We start from the raw sequence: 23,813 nt of genomic DNA on the forward strand, positions 1-23,813 counted from the left end.
GGCGGTTTGGCCTTCACCATGACGAAGCTCATCTATGTCGACGACGATCTGCCCGGGATCACCCGCAAGCGCTCCGGGCGCGGCTGGGCCTATTACGACCCTGACGGCGGGTTGATCGGGGATCGGCTGGAAAAGCGGCGATTGAACTCGGTAGCGCTGCCACCCGCCTACATCGACGCCTGGTTCTGCCCAGCGCCCAACGGCCATATCCTCGCCACGGGTTACGACGCCAAGAGTCGCAAGCAATATCGCTACCACCCCGATTTCCGCGCCAGGCAGGAAAGCGAGAAATACGATGGCTGCATCACATTCGGCAAACTGCTGCCGCTGGTGCGTCGCCGGGTCGAAGAGGATTTGCGCGCCCGTGCGCTGACGCGCGAGCGCGCGGTGGCGAGCGTCGTGCGGCTACTCGATCTGGGCGCGGTGCGGATCGGCAACGAAGGGTATGCGGCGCGTAACAAGAGTTACGGCGCGACGACCCTGCGCCAGCGCCATGCCGAGGTAACCGGTCACACGCTGCGCCTGCGGTTCAAGGGCAAGGGCGGCAAGTTGCGCGAGATGACGCTGACCGACAGCAGCCTGGCACGCGTCGTGCGCAAGATGCAGGATCTGCCCGGACAGCACGTCTTCCAGTATGTCGACGACGACGGCGATCTTCACGCGGTCGGCTCGACCGACGTGAATTCCTATCTGCGCGAGACCATGGGCGAGGATTTTACCGCCAAGAATTTCCGCACCTGGCATGCCAGCGTGCTCGGCTTCAGCCTGCTGGCCGGAAGCAAGGATGTGCTTACGATCAAGGCCGTGCTGGAGGAAGTCGCCGCGCATCTGGGCAACACCCCGGCGGTGACGCGCAAGAGCTACGTCCACCCCGCGGTCATCGATCTGATCGGCAAGCAGGCGGAGTGGCGCGAGAGTCTGAGCCTGCCGCGCAGCACCAAATGGCTAAGCCGCGAGGAGCGCGGGCTGCTCGCTCTGTTGCAGGACGGACCGCGCGCCGCCAAACTGCTCGCCGCCTGAACCGCCGTCTGGTCGATTGCGCGCGCGGGTGTCTGCCGATACGGATGTCGGCATGACTCAGACCCACCGCTTCTTCGACATGCACACCCACGGCTTCGTGCGCATGGCGACCAGTACTCCCAAGGTGCGCACCGCCGATGTCGCCTACAACGCCGAAGGGATCATCAGCGAGGCGCGCAGGGCCGCCGAGCATCATGTCGATCTCCTGCTCTATCCCGAATTGTGCCTGTCCGCCTACGCGAACGACGATCTCCATTTGCAGCTTGCCTTGCTCGACGCGGTGGAGGTCCATCTGGAGCGGATCGTCGAGGCGAGCCGCGACTTTCCCACCGTGCTGGCGATCGGCGCACCGCTACGGCGTAACGGGCGGATCTACAATTGCGCCATCGCCATCGCGCGCGGGACGATCCTCGGCGTGGTGCCCAAGAGCTATCTGCCCAATTACCGCGAGTATTACGAGAAACGCTGGTTCGCCCATGGCCGCGACTGCGTCGATCTCGCTATCCCGATCAACGGCGCTGAAGTGCCGTTCGGGATCGACCTGATCTTCGCGCATGAGAGCATCCCGGGCTTCACCTTCGGGATGGAAATCTGCGAGGATTTCTGGAGCCCGGTCCAGCCCGGTACGCAGGCGGCGCTCGCGGGTGCGACCATCCTCCTCAACCTGTCCGCTTCCAACATCACCATCGGCAAGTCGGACGAACGTCATATGCTCAGCCGCGCCAGTTCGGCGCGCTCGGTTTGCGCCTATGCCTATTCGGCCAGCGGCCATGGCGAAAGCACCACCGATCTGGCCTGGGACGGGCAGGGGATGATCTACGAGCTTGGCGATCTGCTGGTCGAGAGCGTCCGCTTCGACCGCGAACCCGAACTGTGCATCGCCGATATCGATTGCCAGCGCATCCTCAACGACCGAATGCGGATGCAGACCTTCAACGATGCCGCCGAGGCTTCGGGGCGGCCCGAGGACCGCTTCCGGACCGTGGTGTTCGATCACGAACCGAAAGGCGGCGATGTGGGCCTCAACCGCCCGGTACGGCGTTTTCCCTTCGTTCCCAATCGCCAGCATAAGCTCGAGGAAGATTGTTACGAGGCCTTCAACATCCAGGTGGCCGCGCTGATCCGCCGGATCGAGGCCACCAACCCGAAGTCGCTCGTCATCGGCGTGTCAGGGGGGCTCGACAGCACCCATGCGCTGATCGTCGCCGCCAAGGCCTGCGACAGCCTCGGCCTCCCGCGCTCGACCATTCGCGGCTACACGCTTCCTGGCTTCGGAACATCGGACGCCACCAAGTCCAACGCCTGGAGGCTGATGGACGCCTTGCAAATCACTGCCGAGGAGATCGACATCAAGCCGACCGCGCGGCTGATGCTGGAGAACATCGGCCATGCATTTGCCGATGGCGAACCGGTCTATGATGTGACCTTCGAAAATGTGCAGGCGGGCTTGCGCACCGATTACCTGTTCCGGCTGGCGGGGCAGCATGGCGGCTGGGTGATCGGGACCGGCGACCTGAGCGAACTGGCGCTGGGCTGGTGCACCTATGGCGTGGGCGACCACATGAGCCATTACAGCGTCAATGCCGGCGTGCCCAAGACGCTGATCCAATATCTCATCCGCTGGACAACCACGACGCACCAGTTCGACGAGACCTGCGATGGTGTGCTGCTGGATATTCTCGAGACCGATATCTCGCCCGAGCTCGTCCCCGCCGGCGACGACGGGAAGATCCAGAACACCGAAGATGTCGTGGGGCCCTACGAGCTCAACGACTTTTTCCTCCATCACATCGCGCGCTGGGGGCACAAGCCCAGCCATGTCGCCTTTCTGGCCTGGCACGCCTGGAAGGATGCGCAGCGCGGAGACTGGCCCGAGCATTTCCACGACGAGCGCAAGAACGAATACGACCTCGCGACCATCGCCGATTGGCTGGAGAAATTTCTCAAGCGCTTCTTCCAGTTCAGCCAGTTCAAGCGCAGTGCGCTGCCCAATGGGCCAAAGGTCAGCGCGGGCGGGGCGCTCAGCCCGCGCGGCGACTGGCGCGCACCGAGCGATGCGGTGGCGGACCTGTGGCTGGAGGAGTTGCGGGATAATCTGCCGAACTAGGAAACCAGCGCAGCGCGCGACCGTTGAAGGGAACAAGCAAGGATGTCTTCCCGAATGACCGCGTGTATCAATGCCATCGCAACCGCTGTGCCCGATTGCGATTTCGAACAGGACTATCGCCATTGGGCGATGCGCCAGCTCGAGGGTCGCCGCGAGGCGAGGCTCTACGCGCGGATGGCGGAACGCTCGGGGATCGAGCATCGCTGGTCGGTGCTCGACGAGGAGGACGCCAAGCTCGACGAGGGCGTAGGTTTCTATGCGGCCGAACCACCCAGCACTGCAGAACGAATGGCGATCTATGCCAAAGAGGCACCCGAGCTCGCACTGGCGGCGATCGGGAAGTTGGGAGAACTCGGCACGATCACGCATATCGTCGTTGCAAGTTGCACCGGCTTCGTGGCGCCGGGGATCGACCAGATCATCGCGCGGCGGCTCGGGCTGGCCGGCTCGGTCGAGCGGGTGCTGGTGGGTTTCATGGGCTGCTACGCCGCGGTCACTGCGCTGCGCACCGCGCGCCATATCGTCCGCAGCGAGCCGGATGCCCGCGTGCTGGTGGTGACGGTCGAGCTCTCCAGCCTGCACCACCAGGACCATGACGAGATCGAGCCGCTGCTGGCCGGCGCGCAATTCGGCGATGGCGCCGCGGCTGCGATCGTCAGCGGCGAAGGTCCCGGGCTAGAACTGGGCCAGGGCCTCTCCGCCACGCTCGAAGACAGCGACGGGCTGATCACCTGGCATATCGGCGACACCGGCTTCCACATGCATCTCTCGGGCGAGGTCCCCGGTCGCATCCGCGACGCGCTGCTGGCCCCCGAGGTCCGCGCGCGGATCGCGGGCGACGCCTTGCCCGAGGCCTTCGCGGTCCATGCCGGCGGGCGCTCGATCCTCGATGCAGTCGAGAGCGGGCTCGGGCTCACCCCGACTGCGCTCGACCATTCGCGCGCGGTGCTGCGCGATTTCGGCAATATGTCCTCTTCGACGCTGATGTTCGTGCTCGAACGAACTTTGCGCGATGCGCCGCGCGACGGAGTGGCGCTGGCCTTCGGGCCGGGGCTCGCGATGGAGGGGTTCCGCTTCGGCTGGAGCGATTGACGCGCGTGCTCGATGACCGCCTTATCGCCGATGAAATGATGGACGAGCCCGGCATGGACCTGGCTACCTATCGTGCCGTCTTGCAGGATCTCGCCAAGGTCAACCGCACCACCATGGCGCATGCCCCGACGCTGGCCTACCTCGGTCGTGCGCTGGCGGGTCGTGGTTCCTTTCGCCTTCTCGATGTCGGCTTCGGTGATGGCGACATGCTGCGTGCAATCACCGCCTGGGCAAAGCGCAACGGCAAGACCGCCTATCTGGTCGGGGTCGACCTCAACCCCAAGAGCAAGATCGTGGCGCGCGAAAGTACCCCCTGCGAGCTGCCGATCGAATATTGGACCGGCGATTATGCCGAGGTGATCGCGCGCGATTTCGACGTCGTCGTCTCCAGCCTGGTCGCGCATCACATGACGCATGACGAGCTGATCGCCTTCCTGATCGCGATGGATACGCACGCGAAGAGCGGCTGGTTCATCAACGATCTGCACCGCCACGGCTTTGCCTATTTCGGCTATCCGCTGCTTGCGCAGCTGGCTGGCTGGCATCCGATCGTGCGCCACGATGGCCATATGTCGATCGCACGCTCCTATCGCCCGGCGGAGTGGAAACCGATCCTCGCCGAGGCCGGAATTACGGATGCGCGGGTGCACCGCGTCTTCCCCTTCCGTCTCTGCGTTGAAAAGCGCCTGTGATGGGGCAGGCAACCGCTCCGATCATTCTTGGGGCAGGGCCCGCGGGATGCGCCGCCGCGATTACACTTGCCCGGAGCGGGGCGGAACCCATCCTGATCGACCGCGACGGTGTGGTGGGCGATGCGCTGTGTGGCGGCTTCATGAGCTGGCGCACCGCCGCCACGACGCGCAGCCTCGGCATCGACCTCGCGCAGCTCGGCGCGCAGCGGATCACCGCGCTTCGGCTGTTCGCCGGTGACAATTTCGCGGAAAACGCGCTGCCCGAGCCCGCCTACGGGCTCTCGCGTCACGCCTTCGACACCGCGCTGCGCGACACAGCGGTGCAATCGGGGGCGCAGCTCGAAATCGACGCGATCCGCACGCTCGCGCCGGGCTGTGCCAGCGGCGAGGCCCGCGACTACCGCTCCGATTCGCTGTTCCTCGCCAGCGGCAAACATGATCTGCGCGGCGCAACCCGCCCGCGCGGTGCGCGCGATCCCGCGCTCGGGCTGCGATTGCGGATCGCACCCGACCCGCAGCTTACCGCGCTGATCGGCGAGAGCATCGAGCTGCACCTGTTCGCGGGCGGCTATGCGGGGATCGTGCTGCAGGAGGATGGAAGCGCCAATGTCTGTCTCGCGCTGCGTAAATCCCTGCTCGCCCGCGCAGGCAACGATCCCACGCAATTGCTCGAGATGCTCGCCGGGGGATCCGCAACCTTTGCTGCGCGGCTGAGCTTCGCGCGTGCGAACCCACGGATCGATACGATCGCTTCGGTTCCCTATGGCTGGATCGCGCAGGACACCGCGCCCGGGCTGTTCCGGCTGGGTGATCAGGCTGCGGTGATTCCCAGCCTTGCAGGCGAGGGGATGAGCATCGCCATCGCCAGCGGGATCGCTGCGGCGCAGGCCTGGCAGCAAGGCGGCAGCGAAGCGGCGCCAGCCTATCAGCAAGCCTTCGCCCGCCGCGCGCGGCGCCCTGTGCGGGTTGCGGAAGCGATTTGGCAGTTGGGCGAACGCGAGATGGGCGGCAGGGCGCTGACTCAGGTTGCCCGCAGCTTGGCCCCGGCAGCACGGCTTGCGATGCGACTCAGCCGGATCGCCGCCTAAAACCCTAATTAGAGCTTCGTCACCCAGCCGCGGTCGTCGGCGACGGTTCCGCGCTGGATTCCGACCAACCGATCGCGAAGTTTGTTGGTCAGCTGGCCGGGGCCACCCGAGCCGATGGTGAATTCACCATCCGGGCCTGCGACCGTGCCCACCGGCGTGACCACCGCCGCGGTGCCGCAGGCCATGGTCTCGATCAGGCGGCCGGTGCCGGCGTCGATCCGCCACTGGTCGATGCTGTAGGGTTCCTCGCGGACGGTCAGGCCTTCTTCGCGCAGCAGCGCGATCAGGCTGTCGCGGGTGATTCCGGGCAGGATCGTGCCGGTCAGCGGCGGGGTGATGACGCTGCCATCGTCGAAGACGAAGAACAGGTTCATGCCGCCCAGCTCCTCGATCCATTTCTTGTCCACTGCATCGAGGAACACCACCTGGTCGCAGCCCTGCGCTGTGGCCTCGGCCTGGGGGACGAGGCTGGCGGCGTAATTGCCCCCGGTCTTGGCCGCACCGGTGCCGCCGGGTGCGGCACGGGTGTAGTTGCGGCTGACCCAGATTTTGACCGCAGGGGCACCCGATTTGAAATAGCCGCCCACCGGGCTGGCGATAACCATATATTTGTATTGCCGCGCGGGCCTCACGCCGAGAAAAGCCTCGCTGGCGAACATAAAGGGCCGCAGATAGAGCGCGCCGCCATCGATCTCGGGATACCAGTCGCGGTCCTTGAGCACGAGTTGGCGGACCGATTCGAGGAACAGCTCCTCGGGCAGATCGGGCATCGCCATCCGCCGCGCCGAATCGTTGAAGCGGCGCGCATTGGCCTCGGGACGGAACAGCGCGAGGCTGCCGTCCTCGTGGCGATAGGCTTTCATGCCCTCGAAAATTTCCTGCGCGTAATGCAGCACCGCCGCCGCCGGATCGAGCGTGATCGGCTGTCGCGGGCCGATCCGCGCCGCGAACCATCCGCCCTTGTCGGCATCATAGTCGATCTCGACCATGTGATCGGTGAAGAGCTTGCCGAAACCGGGGTCGGCGAGCGCCTGCTGGCGGGTCGCACCGGGCACGGGCGCGGGATGGGCGATCTGTTCGAACTGCATGTCGAGCGGGTAATCCGCGCAAGGGCGCAGAGCAAGCCGTGTCGCGATACCAACTGTCCACCAGCACGCGGATAGCCAAAAAGAGCGTGAAAACGAAACTATATTACAGGGGTGAACAACATATTACGCCAACATGTGAAGGGCAGCCCCGGCCCGGCGCAAGCGCTCGGGAAGGAACTGCCCTTCGCATGGTCAGCGGCGGGAAGCGCCGCTTCACGGAGCCTCTAAGGGTAGGTTTTACCGATAGTGCTCCGCGCGGAAACTTGCCGACCTCTCTGCTGAACCATGAGACATCGGATCACCTCCTTTCGCGCTGTTTGAGCCAAAGTACCCCGTCTCCGGGGACAAGACCGCGTTTCGCCGCTGATCTTGAGTCGCAATCTGTTACCTGCGCGTGGTTAAAACAAGTCTTGTATAAAAGTTTTCCCACGTCAGTATCGCTCGTTCCGATTCACCCGATCCGCACCGGCGTTTCATTGCAGATCAGCGACAGTCCTCGATCACGCGGGTGACTTCGGCCCATGCCGGAATATAGAGCGTCTGTGTGCCTTGCGCCTCGATCGCGAAGCGGCCTTTGGTGAGTGCCATCGCATCGAGAATCGGATCGCGCGCGGGGATGGCCACCGTCACCGAGGAAACCTGCCCCGCGACGGGCTGCGCGGTGACCACGCGTTCGGCCGTTTCGGTGCGAATCCGCAGAGGTACCGGCTGGGTCGACGCCGACTCGCGCGTCAATATAATCTCGCGCCGCGTGCTATCACAGCGCATCGCGAAACCCGCGCCTGCACCCGGCGTGCCGAATTGCGCCAGCGAGCCGCCGGCCTGCGCCCGATAGCTCCAGTCGCCTGCGCTGCGCGGGGCATCCATCCAGTTGGAGTAGGTCGGTTGCGGCGAGGGATCCGGCGTGGGTGCGGGACGAACCTGAACCGGTGCGGGTGCCGGCGTCGGTTCGGGGCGCGGTGCCGGAACGCAGGCGGCGATAGCGAAGGTGAGACCCAGGGCGGCGGCCACATGGCTGTAGATCGGTTTCATATGCCCTCAATGCGCGCTAGGCCGCTTGTTTCCAATGGATCATCGCAAGCCATGAGCAAGAAACGCCGGATCGATCAGCTTCTCGTCGAGCGCGGGCTGGTGGAAAGCCGCACCCGCGCGCAGGCCCTGGTGATGGCCGGGCTGGTCTTTTCCAACGAAGCCAAGCTCGCCAAGCCGGGCCAGCAATTGCCCGAGGACGCGCCCTTGGAGGTGCGCGGGCGCGACCATCCCTGGGTCAGCCGCGGGGGGATCAAGCTGGCGCATGCGCTTGCCCATTTCGATCTCGATCCCGCTGGCGCCACCGCGATGGATGTCGGCAGCTCGACCGGGGGCTTCACCGATGTGCTGCTGCACCATGGCGCGAGCCATGTCTTCGCGGTCGATAGTGGCACCAACCAGTTGGCGTGGAAGCTGCGCCAGGATCCGCGCGTCACTGTTCTCGAACAGACCAGCGCGCGTATCCTGACGCCTGTGCTGATCGACCGGCCCTGCGACTGGGTGGTCTGCGATGCGAGCTTCATTTCGCTCGCAAAAGTGCTCGAGCGCCCGCTCGAACTCGCCGCGCCGCATTGCCGACTGGTGGCGCTGATCAAGCCACAGTTCGAGGTGGGCCGCGAAGAAGTCGGCAAGGGCGGGGTGGTGCGCGATTCGGCGCTGCACGCTCGGGTCTGCGACGAGGTGCAGGCCTGGGTCGCGGGGCTGGGCTTCGCGGTTCAGGGCGTGGTCGAAAGCCCGATCACCGGGCCGGAGGGCAATGTCGAGTTCCTGATTTCCGCGCAGCGGGGCGAGTGAGCGCGCGCTGGCAATGAAGGTGCGCGGTATTGTGCGAAGCCGCTGCGCTGGCTAACCGCTGGGCGCAGCATTCTTCAGGGGAATTCGATGTCCGCCAATATCGCCGAAATGGAACGTCGCCGCGACGCCGCGCATCTTGGGGGCGGCCAGAAGCGGATCGACGCGCAGCACGCCAAGGGCAAGCTGACAGCGCGCGAACGGCTCGAGGTGCTGCTCGACGAGGACAGTTTCGAGGAAGTCGACACCTATGTCGAACACGACTGCACCGATTTCGGGATGCAGGACCAGAAGATCCCCGGCGATGGTGTGGTCACCGGATCGGGTACGATCAACGGCCGCCTGGTGTTCGTTTTCTCACAGGATTTCACCGTCTTCGGTGGCTCTCTTTCCAAACGCCATGCAGAGAAGATCTGCAAGGTGATGGATATGGCGCTGAAAGTCGGCGCGCCGGTAATCGGGATCAACGACAGCGGCGGTGCGCGCATCCAGGAAGGCGTGGCGAGCCTCGGCGGCTATGCCGAAGTGTTCCAGCGCAACGTGCTCGCCAGCGGCGTCGTGCCGCAAATCAGCCTGATCATGGGGCCCTGCGCGGGCGGGGCGGTCTATTCGCCGGCGATGACCGATTTCATCTTCATGGTGAAAGACAGCTCCTACATGTTCGTAACCGGGCCCGAGGTGGTCAAGACGGTGACCAACGAGGTGGTGACGCAGGAGGAACTGGGCGGTGCGATCACGCACACCACCAAGACCAGCGTCGCCGATCTCGCCTTCGAGAACGATATCGAGACGCTGCTCGCGACGCGCGATTTCTTCGACTTCATGCCGCTTTCCAACCGGCTCGAGGTGCCCGAGCGCCCCACCGCCGATGCCTGGGACCGCGAGGAGACCAGCCTCGACACGCTGATCCCCGACAACGCCAACCAGCCCTACGACATGCACGAAGTCATCGCCAAGGTGCTGGATGAGGGCGATTTCTTCGAGATTCAGCCGGCCCATGCGGGCAATATCCTGTGCGGGTTCGGGCGGATCGAGGGGCGCACGGTGGGCGTGGTCGCGAACCAGCCGATGGTGCTCGCGGGTGTGCTCGACATCAATTCATCCAAGAAGGCCGCGCGCTTCGTGCGCTTCTGCGATGCCTTCGACATCCCGATCCTGACCTTCGTCGATGTCCCCGGCTTCCTCCCGGGCACCGCGCAGGAGCACAATGGCATCATCAAGCACGGCGCCAAGCTGCTGTTCGCCTATGCCGAGGCGACCGTGCCCAAGATCACCGTCATCACCCGCAAGGCCTATGGCGGCGCCTATGACGTCATGGCGTCGAAACACCTGCGCGGCGATTTCAACTACGCCTGGCCGACCGCCGAGATCGCGGTGATGGGCGCCAAGGGCGCGGTCGAGATCATCTTCCGCCAGGATCGCGACAATCCGGAAAAGATCGCCGAGAAAACGAAGGAATACGAAGACCGCTTCGCCAACCCCTTCGTGGCGGCCTCACGCGGCTATATCGACGAGGTCATCCACCCCCGCGCCACCCGCCGCCGGATCGCGCTCGGCCTGCGCAAGCTGCGCGGCAAGGTGCTCGAGAACCCGTGGAAAAAGCACGACAATATCCCGCTGTGATCGGCGCTAAACTCTTTCTTACTGCGGTATTCGCTTTGATTGGCCTCTGGCTTTGGGGGATGGGAAAGCGGTGGTCGGCGGACGATGAAATTCCGAAAGAGTGGGTGGAATCGGCAGACCCGCAGCCCGTAGGTCGCGACGACCCGCACTTTGATACCCGCACTTTGATAAGGTTATAGTTTGGCAAAAGATCATGGCATTCTTGGCGTGGTTCTTTAGCGGACTGTGCTTTGTATCGATTGGCTTTGAATTAACAGGAAACCTCTGATGAAACTCGGCCGGCTCAACCATATCGGCGTCGCGACGCCCTCGATCGAAGAATCGATCCGCTATTACCGAGATGTTATGGGGGCGACCTCGTTTCACGAGCCCTTCGATCTCGAAGAGCAGGGTGTGAAGGTCTGCTTCGTCGACACTCCCGGCGAAAACGGAACCCACGGCACGCAGATCGAGCTGATCGAGCCGCTCGGCGACGACAGCCCGATTGCCAAGTTCATCCAGCAAAATCCGGCCGGCGCCCAGCACCATGTCTGCTATGAAGTCGAGGATATCGAGGATGCCCGCAAATGGTTCGAGGAGCTGGGCAAGCGCATCCTAGGCCCCACGCGTATCGGCGCGCATGGCACGCCGATCTTCTTCCTCCATCCCAAGGACATGATGGGGCAGCTGACCGAGATCATGGAAAGCCCCAAGGACAATTCGCACTGGTCGAACTGACGGGCGTGGCAGAGAGGACACCCATGCTATTCTACGACAGCCCCAACCCGGCCCCCAATCCGCGCCGCGTGCGTATCTTCGCGGCGGAGAAGGGCATCGACCTGCCATCGCAGGAGGTCTCGATCCCGCAGCGCCAGCAGAAGGCGCCCGAGTATCTCGCGAAGAACCCGCGTGGGCAGACGCCGATCCTCGAACTGGACGACGGCACGGTCATCGCGGAGAGCGTCGCGATCATGCGCTATCTCGAGGCGCTGCATCCCGATCCGCCTCTGTTCGGCACCACCGCGCTGGAGGTCGCCGAAATCGAGATGTGGAACCGCCGGGTCGAGATGATCCTGATGCTACCGGTCGGTGCGGTGTGGGTGCATACGCATCGCTTCACCGCAGCGCTGCCGGGTCGCAATACCGAATGGGGCGAAGCCAATCGACCCCGTGCGGAAGAGGCTATGCGGTTCTTCGATACCTCGCTCGACGGGCGCGATTTTCTTGCGGGCAGCGGTTTTTCGGCTGCCGATATTCTTCTGCTGACGACGCTCGACTTCGCGCAATTCGTCGGATTGGAAATGCCGGAAGAATGCGCCAACCTTCGGGCATGGCACGCGCGCGTATCCGCACGACCCAGCGCCTCCGCCTGATTGGCAAGCGCGTGTCGGGGCGCTAGGACGCCGCCATGACCGACACACCCACCTATGCCGACTGGAAGACCCTCGCCGACAAAGAGGTCAAGGGCCGCGACCTGACCTGGCACACGCCCGAGGGTATCGCGATCAAGCCGCTCTACACTTCGGCCGATGTCGGGGCTGAAGGCGCTGCGCTCGATCCCGGTGTCCCCGGCATCGCACCCTATACCCGCGGGCCCTACGCGAGCATGTACACCGGGCGCCCGTGGACGATCCGGCAATATGCGGGCTTCTCCACCGCCGAGGAATCCAACGCCTTCTACCGCCGCAATCTCGCCGCCGGGCAGAAGGGCCTGTCGGTCGCCTTCGATCTCGCGACCCATCGCGGCTATGATTCCGATCATCCGCGCGTGCGCGGCGATGTCGGCAAGGCAGGGGTCGCGATCGACACCGTGCGCGACATGGAGATCCTGTTCGATTCCATTCCGCTCGACGAGATGAGCGTGTCGATGACGATGAACGGCGCGGTGATCCCGATCATGGCCTTCTACATCGTCGCGGGCGAGCGCCAGGGCGTGCCGCAGGCCAAGCTTTCGGGGACCATCCAGAACGACATCCTCAAGGAGTTCATGGTCCGCAACACCTATATCTACCCGCCCGAGCCGAGCATGCGGATCGTCTCGGACATCATCGCATATACCTCGGCCAACATGCCGAAATTCAACAGTATTTCGATCTCGGGCTATCACATGCACGAGGCCGGGGCGACCGCGGTGCAGGAGCTGGCCTTCACCATCGCCGACGGCAAGGAATACGCCAAGCGCGCGATGGAGACCGGGCTCGACATCGACGCCTTCGCGCCGCGGCTGTCGTTCTTCTGGGGCATCGGCATGAACTTCTTCATGGAGATCGCCAAGATGCGCGCCGCGCGCGCGCTGTGGCACGAAGTGATGGAAGGCCTCGGCGCGCAATCCGAAAAGTCCAAGATGCTGCGCACGCATTGCCAGACCAGCGGGGTCAGCCTGCAGGAGCAGGACCCCTACAACAACGTCATCCGCACCACGATCGAGGCGATGGCGGCGGTGCTGGGGGGCACGCAGTCGCTCCACACCAATGCGCTCGACGAGGCGATCGCGCTGCCGACCGATTTCTCCGCCCGGATCGCGCGCAACACCCAGCTGGTGATCCAGGAGGAAAGCGGCATTACCAATGTCGCCGATCCGCTGGGCGGCAGCTATTACATCGAGAGCCTGACCGCGGCGTTGCTCGAGGAGGCCAGAGCGCTTCTCGACGAGGTCGAACAGGCCGGCGGGATGACCCGCTATGTCGCCAGCGGCAAGCCCAAGGCGGCGATCGAACGCGCCGCCGCGGTCAAGCAGGCGAGCGTCGATCGCGGCGAAACCGTGGTGGTCGGGGTCAACAAATATCGACGCGACAAGGAAGACGAGATCGACACCCTCGATATCGACAACAACGCGGTGCGGACCAGCCAGGTCGCGCGGCTCGAGAAGGTCCGCGCGACCCGGGACGACATGGGCTGCAGGGCGGCGCTCGATGCGCTGGCGCGCGGTGCGGCGCAGCGCGAGGGCAATCTGCTCGAGCTGGCCGTCGAGGCTGCGCGCCACGATGCGACGCTGGGCGAGATCAGCCAGGCGATGGAAGACGCCTATGGCCGCTACGACACGCGCCCGGTTCCGGTGCGCGGGGTGTACACCGAGGCCTATGCCGATGACGACCGCTACGCCCAGGTGATGGAAGGCGTGAAGGCGGTCGAGCGGCGGCTTGGCCACGCGCCGCGTATGATGGTCGCCAAGATGGGCCAGGACGGCCACGATCGCGGCGCCAATGTGATCGCCAGCGCCTTTGCCGACATGGGTTTCGAAGTGGTCTCCGGGCCGCTGTTCCAGACGCCGAAGGAAACGCTCGCGATGGCGCTGGAAGCCGAAGTCGACGCGATCGGCGCGAGCAGCCTCGCGGCGGGGCACAAGACGCTGATTCCCGAGCTGATCGACCTGCTGAAAGACGCAGGTCGGTCGGACATCAAGGTGATCGTCGGCGGCGTGATCCCGCAGAAGGATTACGAATTCCTGCGCGAGGCCGGGGTGCAGGGCATCTATGGCCCGGGCAGCAACGTCGTTGAATGCGCGGCGGATGTGCTGCGGCTGCTTGGGCACAATATGCCACCGGCCGGCGAGGATCTGGACGAGGCGGCGGAATAGCATGCCTTTCCAAACCCGTCATTGCGAGCGCAGCGAAGCAATCCAGCTTCTGCAGTTTCCGCGTGAAGCAATATCGGAAGCTGGATTGTCGCGTCGCTTTCGGCTCCTCGCAATGACGAGGGAGGCCGTGGAGTGAATGGGCGAACCTTTTTGGTTGCGCTGCTCTTTAGTTTCGCATCGGGATTATACTGGTGGTTCGTCGGTCAATTGCTGCCGTTCGTTGTACCCATGATGCTCAACGACACAGGCATGCTTTTGCGATCCTTGGTCATCACCCTCTTGGCGCTAGCCACATACATGCTCGCTTCGATGTCTTTCTTCGGATGGCTCGCGCGGCAGAATAAGGAAATCAAGTGACCCAAATCCGATCCGACTGGACCCGCGACGAAATCGCCGTGCTGTTCGATCTGCCCTTCACCGAACTGCTGTTCCAGGCCGCGACCGTCCATCGCGAATTCCATCCGCCAGAGCAGGTCCAGCTGTGTACGCTGCTCAGCATCAAGACCGGCGGCTGCCCCGAGGATTGCGGCTATTGCTCGCAGTCGGTCAAAGCGGACTCCGGGGTCGAGGCGACCAAGCTGATGGATGTGCAAGCCGTGCTGCAATCCGCGGCGCAGGCCAAGGATCACGGCAGCCAGCGCTTCTGCATGGGTGCCGCCTGGCGCAACCCCAAGGATCGCGACATGCCCGCGATCGTCGAGATCGTGAAGGGCGTGCGCGCCATGGGGCTCGAAACCTGCATGACGCTGGGAATGCTGACGCCCGGACAGGCCGAGATGCTCAACGATGCAGGACTCGATTACTACAACCACAATGTCGACACCGGGCCCGAATATTACGAGCGGGTGATCACCACGCGCAATTATCAGGACCGGCTCGATACGCTGCAACACGTGCGCGAGGCGGGGATCAACGTGTGTTCGGGCGGGATCGTCGGGATGGGCGAAACGCGCGGCGACCGGGTCGGCTTCGTCCATACGCTCGCCACGCTGCCGCAGCACCCCGAGAGCGTGCCGGTCAACGCGCTGGTCCCGGTCAAGGGCACGGTCTTGGGCGACATGCTCGCCGACACCCCACTGGCCAAGATCGACGATATCGAATTCGTCCGCACCGTCGCGGTGGCGCGGATCTGTATGCCGCTGAGCATGGTGCGGCTTTCGGCCGGGCGCGAGTCGATGTCCGAGGCCACGCAGGCGCTGTGCTTCATGGCGGGCGCCAACTCGATCTTCACCGGCGACAAGTTGCTGACCGCCGCCAACGCCGGCGACGCCAGCGATGCCGCGCTGTTCGCCAAGCTGGGGCTGACCCCGCTGCAGGGCGAGGAGCCGATGCGCGCGGAGCGGATGGCCGAGGTGGAACCGGCGGAGTGATTTCGTCGCTCGGAGTATTGTGATACTCGGCTTCTCCGTCGACGAACTGCTGCCCAAAGCGCGCGGCGGCGGTCAGCTCAGGATGGGGCTCACCAAGCTCGACGAGAGTGAGTGGTTGCAGCCGGACCCTGATCGCACCGCGCGGGCAGAGGGGTTTGAGGCGTTTCCCGAAGGGGTGCAGCTTGCCCCCGACGCCGCAGCGCCCGGCGCCGAGCTGGCGGCGATGCTCGGACTGGCGGGCGGTTTGCCTCAAGCCGCAGCCGCGCATCACGAGGATATGTGCCTACTGACCCGGCGAGCGGGCGAGCAGGTCTATCGCCTCGTCGGAGCCGCCGTGGCCTGGCCCTCGGACTGGCGGCCCGCGGAGAAACTGGGACTGCCGCTGACCGCGCTGCATGCGCCGATCCAGGGCTATGCCCAACAGCTCGCGAGCGGGGTCGATCATTTCATCGACCGGCTCGAGGCGGGGAACATCTTCGGGCGCTGCAACTGGTTCATCGCGCCCACCGATGAAAAGCGATGGGTCGCCGGACCGGCCGAGCAGGCCTTCGCGCATGTCGGGCCCAAGAATGCAGGCGAGGAACTGTTCGTGCGCTCCGAGCGCCAGACGCTGCGCCGGCTTCCCGAAACCCGGGCGATTCTCTTCGCCATCGGGGTCTATCTCGAACCGCTCGGCGCGCTGTCGGATGCCAATGTCGCGATGCTGGCGCGCGCGGTGCGCTCGCTGGTCGAAGGCGAAGGCGACCGCCGCGGTGCGGGGGCTTACGCGGCGGCACTGATCGGCTATGCGAGCCGCCGAGGCTTGGAGACGGAGATATGATGCGCGCTGGAGTTGATTGCGGCATGTGCGGGTGGGTGGCGTGATCGCGCTTGCTCTGACATCTGCGCTCGCGCTCGCGTTGCAGGCCGCGAATGCGCCCCCCGAGGGCCGGGATTGCGCCGAGCCCATGACCCAGACCGCGATGACCATCTGCGCCACGCAGGATTATGCCCGCGCCGATGCTCAGCTAAACCAGGTCTGGCGCGAGCTGCGCGCGGTGGCCAAGGCCGCCGACGAGTATCCTCGGACCGACGGCCAGCCCGGCCATTGGGAAACGCTGCTCGAAGCGCAGCGCGCCTGGCTCGCCTATCGCGACGCGCATTGCCGCCTCGTGGGCTACGATGCGCGGGGCGGCTCTCTGGAGCCAATGCTCGTATCCGCCTGCAAGGCCGAATTGACCCGCGCGCGCACTCAGCGCATGCGGGCATTGCTTACCAACCAGCTGTCCGGCGAAAACAGAGCCGGGACGGAGAAATAGACTTGTTCAAGAAAATCCTCATCGCCAACCGGGGCGAGATCGCCTGCCGCGTGATCAAGACCGCCCGCCGCATGGGCATCGCCACGGTGGCTGTCTATTCCGATGCCGATGCGCGCGCGCCCTTCGTCCGCATGGCCGACGAGGCGGTGCGGATCGGCCCGGCGCCAGCCTCCGAGAGCTATCTGCTCGCGGACAAGATCATTGAGGTCTGCCAGCAGACCGGCGCCGAGGCGGTGCATCCCGGCTATGGTTTCCTGTCCGAGCGCGCGAGCTTCGTCGAGGCGCTCGACGCTGCCGGGATCGCATTCATCGGTCCGCCCGCCAGCGCGATCGCGGCGATGGGCGACAAGATCGAGAGCAAGAAGTTGGCGCGCGCCGCCGGGGTCAACACCGTGCCCGGCTCCGAAGGCGCGATCGCCGACACCGCCGAGGCGCTCGAATGGGCCAACCGCATCGGCTATCCGGTGATGATGAAGGCCAGCGCGGGTGGCGGCGGCAAGGGGATGCGGCTCGCCTGGAACGACAAGGATGTCGAGGAAGGCTTCGAGGCGACCCAGCGCGAAGGGCTCAACAGCTTCGGCGACGAGCGGGTATTCATCGAGAAATTCATCGAGGACCCGCGCCATATCGAGATCCAGATCCTCGGCGACAAGCATGGCACCATTCTTTATCTCAACGAGCGCGAATGCTCGATCCAGCGCCGCCACCAGAAGGTGGTCGAGGAAGCGCCCTCGCCTTTCGTGACGCCGAAGATGCGCAAAGCGATGGGCGAGCAGAGCGTCGCGCTGGCCCGCGCGGTCGATTATCATTCGGCGGGCACGGTCGAGCTGATCGTCAGCGGCGCCGACGCCACCGGCGAGAGCTTCTATTTTCTCGAGATGAACACGCGCCTGCAGGTCGAGCATCCGGTGACCGAGGCGATCACCGGGATCGATCTGGTCGAGCAGATGATCCGCGTCGCCGGGGGCGAGAAACTGGCGATGACGCAGGACGATATCGGGATCGAGGGCTGGGCGATCGAGAACCGCGTCTATGCCGAGGACCCCTATCGCGGCTTCCTGCCTTCGATTGGCCGGTTGGTTCACTACCAGCCGCCGGTCGAACCCTGGACCGACGACGGCGCCGCTAACGGCCGCCGCGGCGTGGACGGCGTGCGCGTCGACGACGGGGTGTTCGAGGGCGGCGAGGTGTCGATATTCTACGACCCGATGATCGCCAAGCTGGTGACCTGGGGTGAGACCCGCGACATCGCCGCCGATCTGCAGGTGCGGGCGCTCGATGCCTTCCGCATCGAGGGGCTGGGGCACAATGTCGATTTCCTCAGCGCGATCATGCAGCACCCGCGCTTCCGCGCAGGCGAGCTCACCACCGGCTTCATCGCCGAGGAATATCCCGATGGCTTCGAGGGCGCAGCGACTTCCGACGAACTCAAGCGCGGGCTCGCCGCGGTCGGTGGGATCATCGCCACCGCCGACGCCGATCGCGCGGGCCGGATCGACCAGCAGCTCAACGGTTCTCCCTATGCGCCGGGCGAATGGACAGTGCGGATCGGCGGCACCGATTATGCGGTCGAGCTCGAAGAAAATGCGATCACCGTCGATGGCAAGCCGGTGGCGCTGGAGATGGAATACACGCCGGGTGAGCGCGTGGTTGAAGTCGAGCTCGAAGGAGAGCTGCTGACGCTGCAGCTCGCACCGACTCGCGGCGGCTATGCGGTGACCACGCGCGGGGCGAAGCACGGGTTGCGCATCCTCCAGACCCGCGTCGCGCATCTCGCCGATCACATGATCGAAAAAATCCCGCCGGACCTCTCCAAGCTGCTGATCTGCCCGATGCCGGGCCTGCTGGTGAAGCTCCATGTTGGCGAGGGAGATAAAGTCCAGCCGGGCCAGCCGCTCGCCACGGTCGAGGCAATGAAAATGGAGAACATCCTCCGCGCCGAAAAGGAAGCGACCGTCGCCAAGATCAACGCCGCCGAGGGCGACAGCCTGGCGGTGGACGAAGTGATCCTCGAGCTGGAATGACCGGGCAGGCGCGGCATGCATCTCCACCACGCGCCTGACCAGCCCGCCGCGCCCACCATCGGTTTTGAGCGCTTTCTAGAGGTCGATATCCGCGTCGGGACGATTCGCTCCGCCGAAGCCTTCCTCGAGGCGCGCAAGCCGTCCTATCGGCTGGTGATCGATTTCGGGGAAGCGGTCGGAACGAAGAAAAGCTGCGCGCAGATCGCTGCCAATTATGTGCTGGAAGAACTGCCGGGGCGGCAGGTCGCAGCGGTGGTCAATTTCCCGCCGCGCCAGATCGGGCCGGCGATGTCCGAAGTTCTGGTGCTCGGCTTTGCCGATGCGGCGGGCGAGGTCGTGCTTTTCGCCCCCGATACGCCCGTCCCGAACGGATCGCGGTTGTTCTAGGCCTCAGTGCGCGCGCAGCTGTTCGTCGAGGAACAATGCGATGTCCGCCAGCGCTACTTCGCGATCGAGGTAGGCTTCCCCGATCCCGCGCAGCAGGACAAAGGGCAGGGTGCCCGCATCCATCTTCTTGTCGTGCAACATGTGCTCCACCAGCCGCGCGCCGTCGCAATCAAGCGCCAGCGCCGCGATTTCGGCGGGCAGGCCCGCGGCATCGACTGCAGAGGTAATCCGTTCGGCGTCGTCCAGCGACAACCGCCCCAGCCGTGCCGAATAGCGCGCCGCAAGCACCATACCGAGTGCCACCGCCTCGCCATGCAGCAGAAGCTCGGAGAACCCAGCCTGGGCCTCGAGCGCATGGCCGAAGGTGTGCCCCAGATTGAGCAGCGCGCGCGCGCCGGAAGTCTCGCGCTCGTCCTCGGCGACAATTCGCGCCTTGGCGGCAATGCTGGTGGCGATCGCGTGTTCGAGCGGTTTCTCGTCCGGTGCCAGAACCTTGGCGCCGTTTTCTGTCAGCCAGTCGAAGAAGCCGGCATCGCCCAGCACGCCATATTTGAGCACCTCGGCATAGCCGGCACGCAATTCGCGCGGCGGCAGCGTGGCGAGCGTGGCGAGATCGGCAAGCACCAGCGCGGGCTGGTGGAAGGCACCGACGAGGTTCTTGCCCGCCGCGCTGTTGATCGCTGTCTTGCCCCCCACCGAACTGTCGACCTGTGCGAGCAGGGTGGTGGGCAACTGGATGAAGCCGCAGCCGCGCTTGAGGATCGCGCAGGCGAAACCGGTGAGATCGCCGACGACGCCCCCGCCGAGTGCGAGGACATGGTCGCCCCGCTCGATGCCCTGCGCCAGCAGCCAGTCGGTCAGTCGTTCGAGTTCCGACCAGGATTTCGAACTCTCGCCCGGTGCAACATCGTACCACAGCGCGGTTTTGCCGCTCGCCACCAGCGCCTCTTCGATCGTTTTGCCCCAGTGTCGGCGAGCGTTGGCGTCGGCGACTATCGGGACGGCTGATTTGCGCAGCAAGGGTCCGGCGAGCTCGGGGAGCCGCGCCAGCAAGCCCGATCCGACATGCACTCCGTAGGAACGACCGGCGAGATCGACGGGGATCACAGCCATGATTCGATCGCTTCGAGAATGCGCAGCGCGGTGGCGTTGTGCGGCCCATCGTCTGTCACGACATGGCAATCGGCCTGAGCATAGGAATCGCCGCGACGTTCTTTCAGGTCGAGCAGAATGGCATGCGGATCGCCGCTGCGCAGCAGCGGGCGCGAATCGCGTCGTGCGGTGCGTTCGACCAGCGTCTCGATATCGCAGTCGAGCCAGACCGAAATCGCCTTGTCGCGGATCAGCGCGCGGGTCTCCGGATCGACGAAGGCGCCGCCGCCGGTGGCGATCACGCCATGCGTCTCGCCCATCAGTCGCGCGATAACCCGCCGTTCGCCATCGCGGAAATAGGGTTCGCCAAACTCCTCGAAGATCTCCGCGACCGAGCGATCCGCCGCGCGTTCGATCTCTTCGTCGACATCGACAAAATCGACTCCGATCAGATTGGCGAGCCGCCGCCCGACGGTGGATTTGCCAACTCCCATCAGCCCGACGAGCACGATCGGGCGGTCGATCCGCCTTGCGATCTGCGCAATATCCTGCGGGGTAAGCCTTGGTGCCGTCTGGGTCATTGCTGGATGGCCTAGAGATGGGCTATCGGGCAGGCAAGCATGGCACATATTGCACGGACTAAAGCACAGATAATGAAGGGACAGCGTATCGGCATGATCGCCGCGTTCATCCTCCTGTCGATCCTCTTCCTCGCCTGGTACGATGGCGGCGAAGAAGCGATGCGTCCGATCGAGCAGGCCGTCCCGCTGCCCGAGGGTACACGATGACGCGCGGCTGGCTGGCCGGCGGCGTTGCGGTGATGGCGCTGGGTTCGACGCTCGCGCTGGCGCAGGGGCAACCCGCCGACCTCCTTCCGCCCGGTTTCGACACGCCCGCGCCGACACCGTCTCCAGCCCCGGCCCCAACTCCCACCCCGCGGCCTACAGCCGCTCCCGCGCCGTCGCCCGGGGCCGCTCCCGCGCCGGTGGCGCAGCCGGGCGAGGTGGTGCAGCCGCTTCCATCCACTCCTTCGAATAGCTCTTCCGCCGCGGCTCTCGATGACCTGCCGACGCTGCGCGAGCTGGAAAACATGTCGACCGACGAGCTCGACGAACTGCTCGGCTTGAAGCCCAAATTCGACATTCCCCCCGCCGCGCGCCGTTCGACCGAGCGCGTCGGCATCATCGGACCGCAGGAAGGCGGGATGCCGGTGGGGTCGCTCGCCAACCAGCCCGCCGCGCTGGTGCGCGCGGTGCTCGCGGGGACCGACGGGCAACTGGTTTCGCGTTGGGGGCATATCCTGCTGCGCCGCGCGCTCGCGAGCCGGCTCGCCGCGCCCGCCGGGATGGACCCGGTCGAATTCGCCGCGCTGCGCGCCGGGCTGCTCAACCGCATGGGCGAACACACCGCCGCGCGGACGCTGGTGCAGGATGTCGACACCGCGAATTACGACAGCAATCTCACCAGCGCGGCGCTCGACGCCTATATCGGGACCGCCGATATAGTCGGCGCCTGCCCCGCGGTGCGGCTGTCGCGCGAAAATCGCGAAGGCGGCGAGTGGCGGATGCTGCAGGCGATCTGCAACGCCTATGCCGGTGAGGAAACCCGCGCGGGCAATGATCTGCGGCGGTTGATGAATTCGGGCGCGGTGCCGCGGATCGATTCGCTGCTGGCGCAGCGGTTCGCCGGCGCGGCGGGCACCGGGCGTCGCGCGGTCAATATCGAGTGGAACGATGTTGAGAGCATCACCCCGTGGCGCTTCGCGCTCGCCAATGCGCTGGGCGAGGAGATCCCCGAGGAGCTTTCCGGAACGCTGTCGCCCGCCTTGCGACGCCAGACCGCGACCGCGCCGATGCTGCCGCTGGCGCAGCGCATCGATGGCGCGGGCATGGCGGCCGAAGCGGGGATCCTCTCCTCCGAGGCCATGATAGATCTTTATTCGCAGATCTATGCGCTCGACGATGGCGAGAGCGAAGCGCGCACCACGGCCGTGCGGCTGCGCAACGCCTATGTCGATGCCGATCCCGCCGCGCGGCTGAATGCCCTGCGCGAAATTTGGGGCGACGCGCGCGGTGAGACCTTCGGACCCTTTGTGCTAACCGCGTATGCCGCGGCGCGGCTGACTCCCGACGAAGCCTTCGCAGAGGATGCGGCGGCGCTGATCTCCTCCATGCTCGCCGCCGGGCTCGACCGCGACGCGCAGCGCTGGAGCCCCGTGGTGGATAACGGTAGTCTTGCCTGGGGCATCCTCGCGGTCGCCATGCCGGGCGCTTCCGCCAGCGTCAGCGGGGGCGATCTTTCGAGCTTCCTCGACAACGACACCAGCGCCGGACAACTCAAGTCGCGGCTGCTGCTCGCCGGACTTGCCGGGCTGGGCAGGATCGATCCGGCCGACGCGGGCAATTATGGCGGCGATCTGCGGATCAATCTCGAACGCCGGAGCGTCTGGACCAATCGAATCGCGCAAGCCGCGCAGGCCGACAACCAGGCGCTGGTCGCCATGCTGGCGGGGCTGGGGATGCAGGGCGCCGGCTGGGAGCGGATGACCGCACTGCATCTCTATCACATCGTGCGCGCGCTCGATGCGGTGGGGATGAATGCCGAAGCGCGGATGATAGCGGCCGAGGCGGTCGCCCGCGCCTGAACGGGCGGGCGCAGCGGCAATGAGCGCCATCGCCGATTTTCTCGCCATGCTCGCCGCCGAGCGCGGCGCGGCTCGCAACACGCTCGACGCCTATCGCCGCGACCTCGAGCAAGCCGAGGGGCTGGTGGGCGATCTGGCGGATGCGCAACCCGCCGACCTCGCCAAGCTGGGCCAGGCCTGGTCCGACCTTGCGCCCTCCTCGCTGGCGCGCAAGGCCTCGGCGCTGCGGCAGTTCTACGGTTTTCTCGCCGAGGAGGGGCACCGCAGCGACGACCCCAGCCATGCACTCCCGCGCCCCGTCGCGCGACGACCGCTGCCCAAGATACTTTCTCATGCGCAGGTCGAAGCGCTGTTCGCGCGCGCCGAGCTCGAGACTGCTGGCGACGCGCCGCTGGCGGTCCGGCAGTTGGCGCTGCTCGAAATGCTCTACGGGTCGGGGCTGCGCGCCACCGAGCTGGTTTCGCTGCCGTTATCGGCGGTGCCGCGCGATGCACCCTTTCTCACCGTCACGGGCAAGGGTGGCGCGGCGCGGATGGTCCCGATGAGCGGACGGGCGAAGACCGCGCTGAGCCGCTGGCTCGCGCTGCGACCGGAAGGACCAAAGGCGGGGGCGAAATACCTTTTTCCCTCGCGGACCGGACATATCAGCCGGGTGCGTCTATTCCAGATACTCAAGCAGCTCGCCTTGCGCGCCGATCTCGACCCCACCAAGCTCAGCCCGCATGTGCTGCGCCACGCCTTCGCTACCCATCTTCTCGAGGGCGGGGCCGATCTGCGCGCGCTGCAGCTGCTGCTCGGCCATGCCGATATCGCCACCACCCAGATCTACACCCATGTCGATGCCGCGCGGCTGGTGAGACTGGTCAACGAACGCCACCCGCTTGCACGAGGCCGCAACAGCGACTAGCCCG

Annotated in this window: 23 protein-coding genes; 19 read left to right on the forward strand and 4 right to left on the reverse strand. The window is 65.4% G+C overall.

The window, feature by feature from the left end; all coding sequences use genetic code 11:
• The first annotated feature begins 18 nt into the window (after positions 1–18).
• From ACWIKC_RS05130 to ACWIKC_RS05150, 5 genes are read left to right on the forward strand one after another with little or no spacing between them, the layout of a single operon-like run.
• Entirely contained in the window at positions 19–1,020 is a 1,002-nt protein-coding gene (locus ACWIKC_RS05130) for a DNA topoisomerase IB (protein WP_454599041.1), read from the forward strand.
• Between the two features lie 52 nt (positions 1,021–1,072).
• Positions 1,073–3,127 (forward strand): NAD(+) synthase, encoded by a 2,055-nt coding sequence (locus tag ACWIKC_RS05135; RefSeq protein WP_454599042.1) that lies wholly within the window; start codon positions 1,073–1,075, stop codon positions 3,125–3,127.
• Positions 3,128–3,181: 54 nt separating this feature from the next.
• Positions 3,182–4,219 (forward strand): type III polyketide synthase, encoded by a 1,038-nt coding sequence (locus ACWIKC_RS05140; protein WP_454599043.1) that lies wholly within the window; start codon positions 3,182–3,184, stop codon positions 4,217–4,219.
• A 35-nt stretch (positions 4,220–4,254) separates the two neighbouring features.
• On the forward strand, positions 4,255–4,911 hold the full coding sequence (locus tag ACWIKC_RS05145) for a methyltransferase domain-containing protein (RefSeq protein WP_454599445.1): 657 nt from the start codon (positions 4,255–4,257) through the stop codon (positions 4,909–4,911).
• A complete protein-coding gene (locus ACWIKC_RS05150) occupies positions 4,911–5,999 on the forward strand; it encodes an NAD(P)/FAD-dependent oxidoreductase (RefSeq protein WP_454599044.1) in 1,089 nt (362 codons plus the stop codon). Before ACWIKC_RS05145 ends, ACWIKC_RS05150 begins: the two co-directional genes overlap by 1 nt.
• Before the next feature lie 8 nt (positions 6,000–6,007).
• On the opposite strand, the gene ACWIKC_RS05155 is transcribed toward ACWIKC_RS05150, so the two are convergent.
• Together ACWIKC_RS05155 and ACWIKC_RS05160 are read right to left on the reverse strand one after the other, a co-directional pair.
• The gene (locus ACWIKC_RS05155) at positions 6,008–7,087 is read right to left on the reverse strand and encodes a branched-chain amino acid aminotransferase (RefSeq protein ID WP_454599045.1); all 1,080 of its coding nucleotides are present in this window, start codon (positions 7,085–7,087) and stop codon (positions 6,008–6,010) included.
• Between the two features lie 483 nt (positions 7,088–7,570).
• Complete coding sequence (locus tag ACWIKC_RS05160) at positions 7,571–8,119, reverse strand: hypothetical protein (protein ID WP_454599046.1); 549 nt, start codon at positions 8,117–8,119, stop codon at positions 7,571–7,573.
• A 51-nt stretch (positions 8,120–8,170) separates the two neighbouring features.
• On the opposite strand from ACWIKC_RS05160, the gene ACWIKC_RS05165 reads away from it, so the two are divergent.
• The 11 genes from ACWIKC_RS05165 to ACWIKC_RS05215 all read left to right on the forward strand — a co-directional run bounded on the left by ACWIKC_RS05165 (position 8,171) and on the right by ACWIKC_RS05215 (position 19,166).
• A complete protein-coding gene (locus ACWIKC_RS05165) occupies positions 8,171–8,911 on the forward strand; it encodes a TlyA family RNA methyltransferase (RefSeq protein ID WP_454599047.1) in 741 nt (246 codons plus the stop codon).
• An 87-nt stretch (positions 8,912–8,998) separates the two neighbouring features.
• The gene (locus tag ACWIKC_RS05170) at positions 8,999–10,531 is read left to right on the forward strand and encodes an acyl-CoA carboxylase subunit beta (protein ID WP_454599048.1); all 1,533 of its coding nucleotides are present in this window, start codon (positions 8,999–9,001) and stop codon (positions 10,529–10,531) included.
• 267 nt (positions 10,532–10,798) lie between these two features.
• On the forward strand, positions 10,799–11,248 hold the full coding sequence (mce, locus tag ACWIKC_RS05175; RefSeq protein ID WP_454599049.1) for a methylmalonyl-CoA epimerase: 450 nt from the start codon (positions 10,799–10,801) through the stop codon (positions 11,246–11,248).
• 23 nt (positions 11,249–11,271) lie between these two features.
• Positions 11,272–11,883, forward strand: a complete 612-nt coding sequence (locus tag ACWIKC_RS05180; protein ID WP_454599050.1) for a glutathione S-transferase family protein — start codon at positions 11,272–11,274, stop codon at positions 11,881–11,883.
• 35 nt (positions 11,884–11,918) lie between these two features.
• Positions 11,919–14,087, forward strand: a complete 2,169-nt coding sequence (gene scpA, locus ACWIKC_RS05185; protein WP_454599051.1) for a methylmalonyl-CoA mutase — start codon at positions 11,919–11,921, stop codon at positions 14,085–14,087.
• A 132-nt stretch (positions 14,088–14,219) separates the two neighbouring features.
• Positions 14,220–14,444: a hypothetical protein gene (locus ACWIKC_RS05190; RefSeq protein WP_454599052.1), complete on the forward strand. Its 225-nt coding sequence runs from the start codon at positions 14,220–14,222 to the stop codon at positions 14,442–14,444.
• On the forward strand, positions 14,441–15,457 hold the full coding sequence (gene bioB / locus ACWIKC_RS05195; RefSeq protein ID WP_454599053.1) for a biotin synthase BioB: 1,017 nt from the start codon (positions 14,441–14,443) through the stop codon (positions 15,455–15,457). The genes ACWIKC_RS05190 and bioB overlap by 4 nt, the downstream gene beginning before the upstream one ends.
• Positions 15,458–15,476: 19 nt before the next feature.
• Positions 15,477–16,277 carry a heme-dependent oxidative N-demethylase family protein gene (locus tag ACWIKC_RS05200; RefSeq protein WP_454599054.1) on the forward strand — a complete coding sequence of 267 codons (801 nt, stop codon included), beginning with the start codon at positions 15,477–15,479 and terminating at the stop codon, positions 16,275–16,277.
• 40 nt (positions 16,278–16,317) lie between these two features.
• Positions 16,318–16,755, forward strand: coding sequence for a lysozyme inhibitor LprI family protein (locus tag ACWIKC_RS05205; RefSeq protein WP_454599055.1), 438 nt, complete (start codon positions 16,318–16,320; stop codon positions 16,753–16,755).
• A gap of 2 nt (positions 16,756–16,757) precedes the next feature.
• Complete coding sequence (locus ACWIKC_RS05210) at positions 16,758–18,779, forward strand: ATP-binding protein (RefSeq protein ID WP_454599056.1); 2,022 nt, start codon at positions 16,758–16,760, stop codon at positions 18,777–18,779.
• A 15-nt stretch (positions 18,780–18,794) separates the two neighbouring features.
• Entirely contained in the window at positions 18,795–19,166 is a 372-nt protein-coding gene (locus ACWIKC_RS05215; RefSeq protein WP_454599057.1) for a tRNA-binding protein, read from the forward strand.
• 3 nt (positions 19,167–19,169) lie between these two features.
• On the opposite strand, the gene aroB is transcribed toward ACWIKC_RS05215, so the two are convergent.
• Both aroB and ACWIKC_RS05225 read right to left on the reverse strand, forming a co-directional pair.
• Complete coding sequence (gene aroB / locus ACWIKC_RS05220; protein ID WP_454599058.1) at positions 19,170–20,279, reverse strand: 3-dehydroquinate synthase; 1,110 nt, start codon at positions 20,277–20,279, stop codon at positions 19,170–19,172.
• The gene (locus ACWIKC_RS05225) at positions 20,270–20,839 is read right to left on the reverse strand and encodes a shikimate kinase (RefSeq protein WP_454599059.1); all 570 of its coding nucleotides are present in this window, start codon (positions 20,837–20,839) and stop codon (positions 20,270–20,272) included. The genes aroB and ACWIKC_RS05225 overlap by 10 nt, the downstream gene beginning before the upstream one ends.
• Positions 20,840–20,911: 72 nt before the next feature.
• Here ACWIKC_RS05225 and ACWIKC_RS05230 point away from each other — a divergent pair, with 72 nt between their 5' ends.
• Genes ACWIKC_RS05230 through ACWIKC_RS05240 form a run of 3 tightly spaced genes read left to right on the forward strand, consistent with a single transcriptional unit; the run spans position 20,912 to position 23,809 of the window.
• Complete coding sequence (locus tag ACWIKC_RS05230; RefSeq protein WP_454599060.1) at positions 20,912–21,046, forward strand: hypothetical protein; 135 nt, start codon at positions 20,912–20,914, stop codon at positions 21,044–21,046.
• Positions 21,043–22,902 carry a hypothetical protein gene (locus ACWIKC_RS05235; RefSeq protein WP_454599061.1) on the forward strand — a complete coding sequence of 620 codons (1,860 nt, stop codon included), beginning with the start codon at positions 21,043–21,045 and terminating at the stop codon, positions 22,900–22,902. Before ACWIKC_RS05230 ends, ACWIKC_RS05235 begins: the two co-directional genes overlap by 4 nt.
• Positions 22,903–22,921: 19 nt before the next feature.
• Entirely contained in the window at positions 22,922–23,809 is an 888-nt protein-coding gene (locus ACWIKC_RS05240) for a tyrosine recombinase (RefSeq protein WP_454599062.1), read from the forward strand.
• Positions 23,810–23,813 lie beyond the last annotated feature (4 nt).

Source organism: Qipengyuania sp. SM2507, from assembly GCF_053714505.1.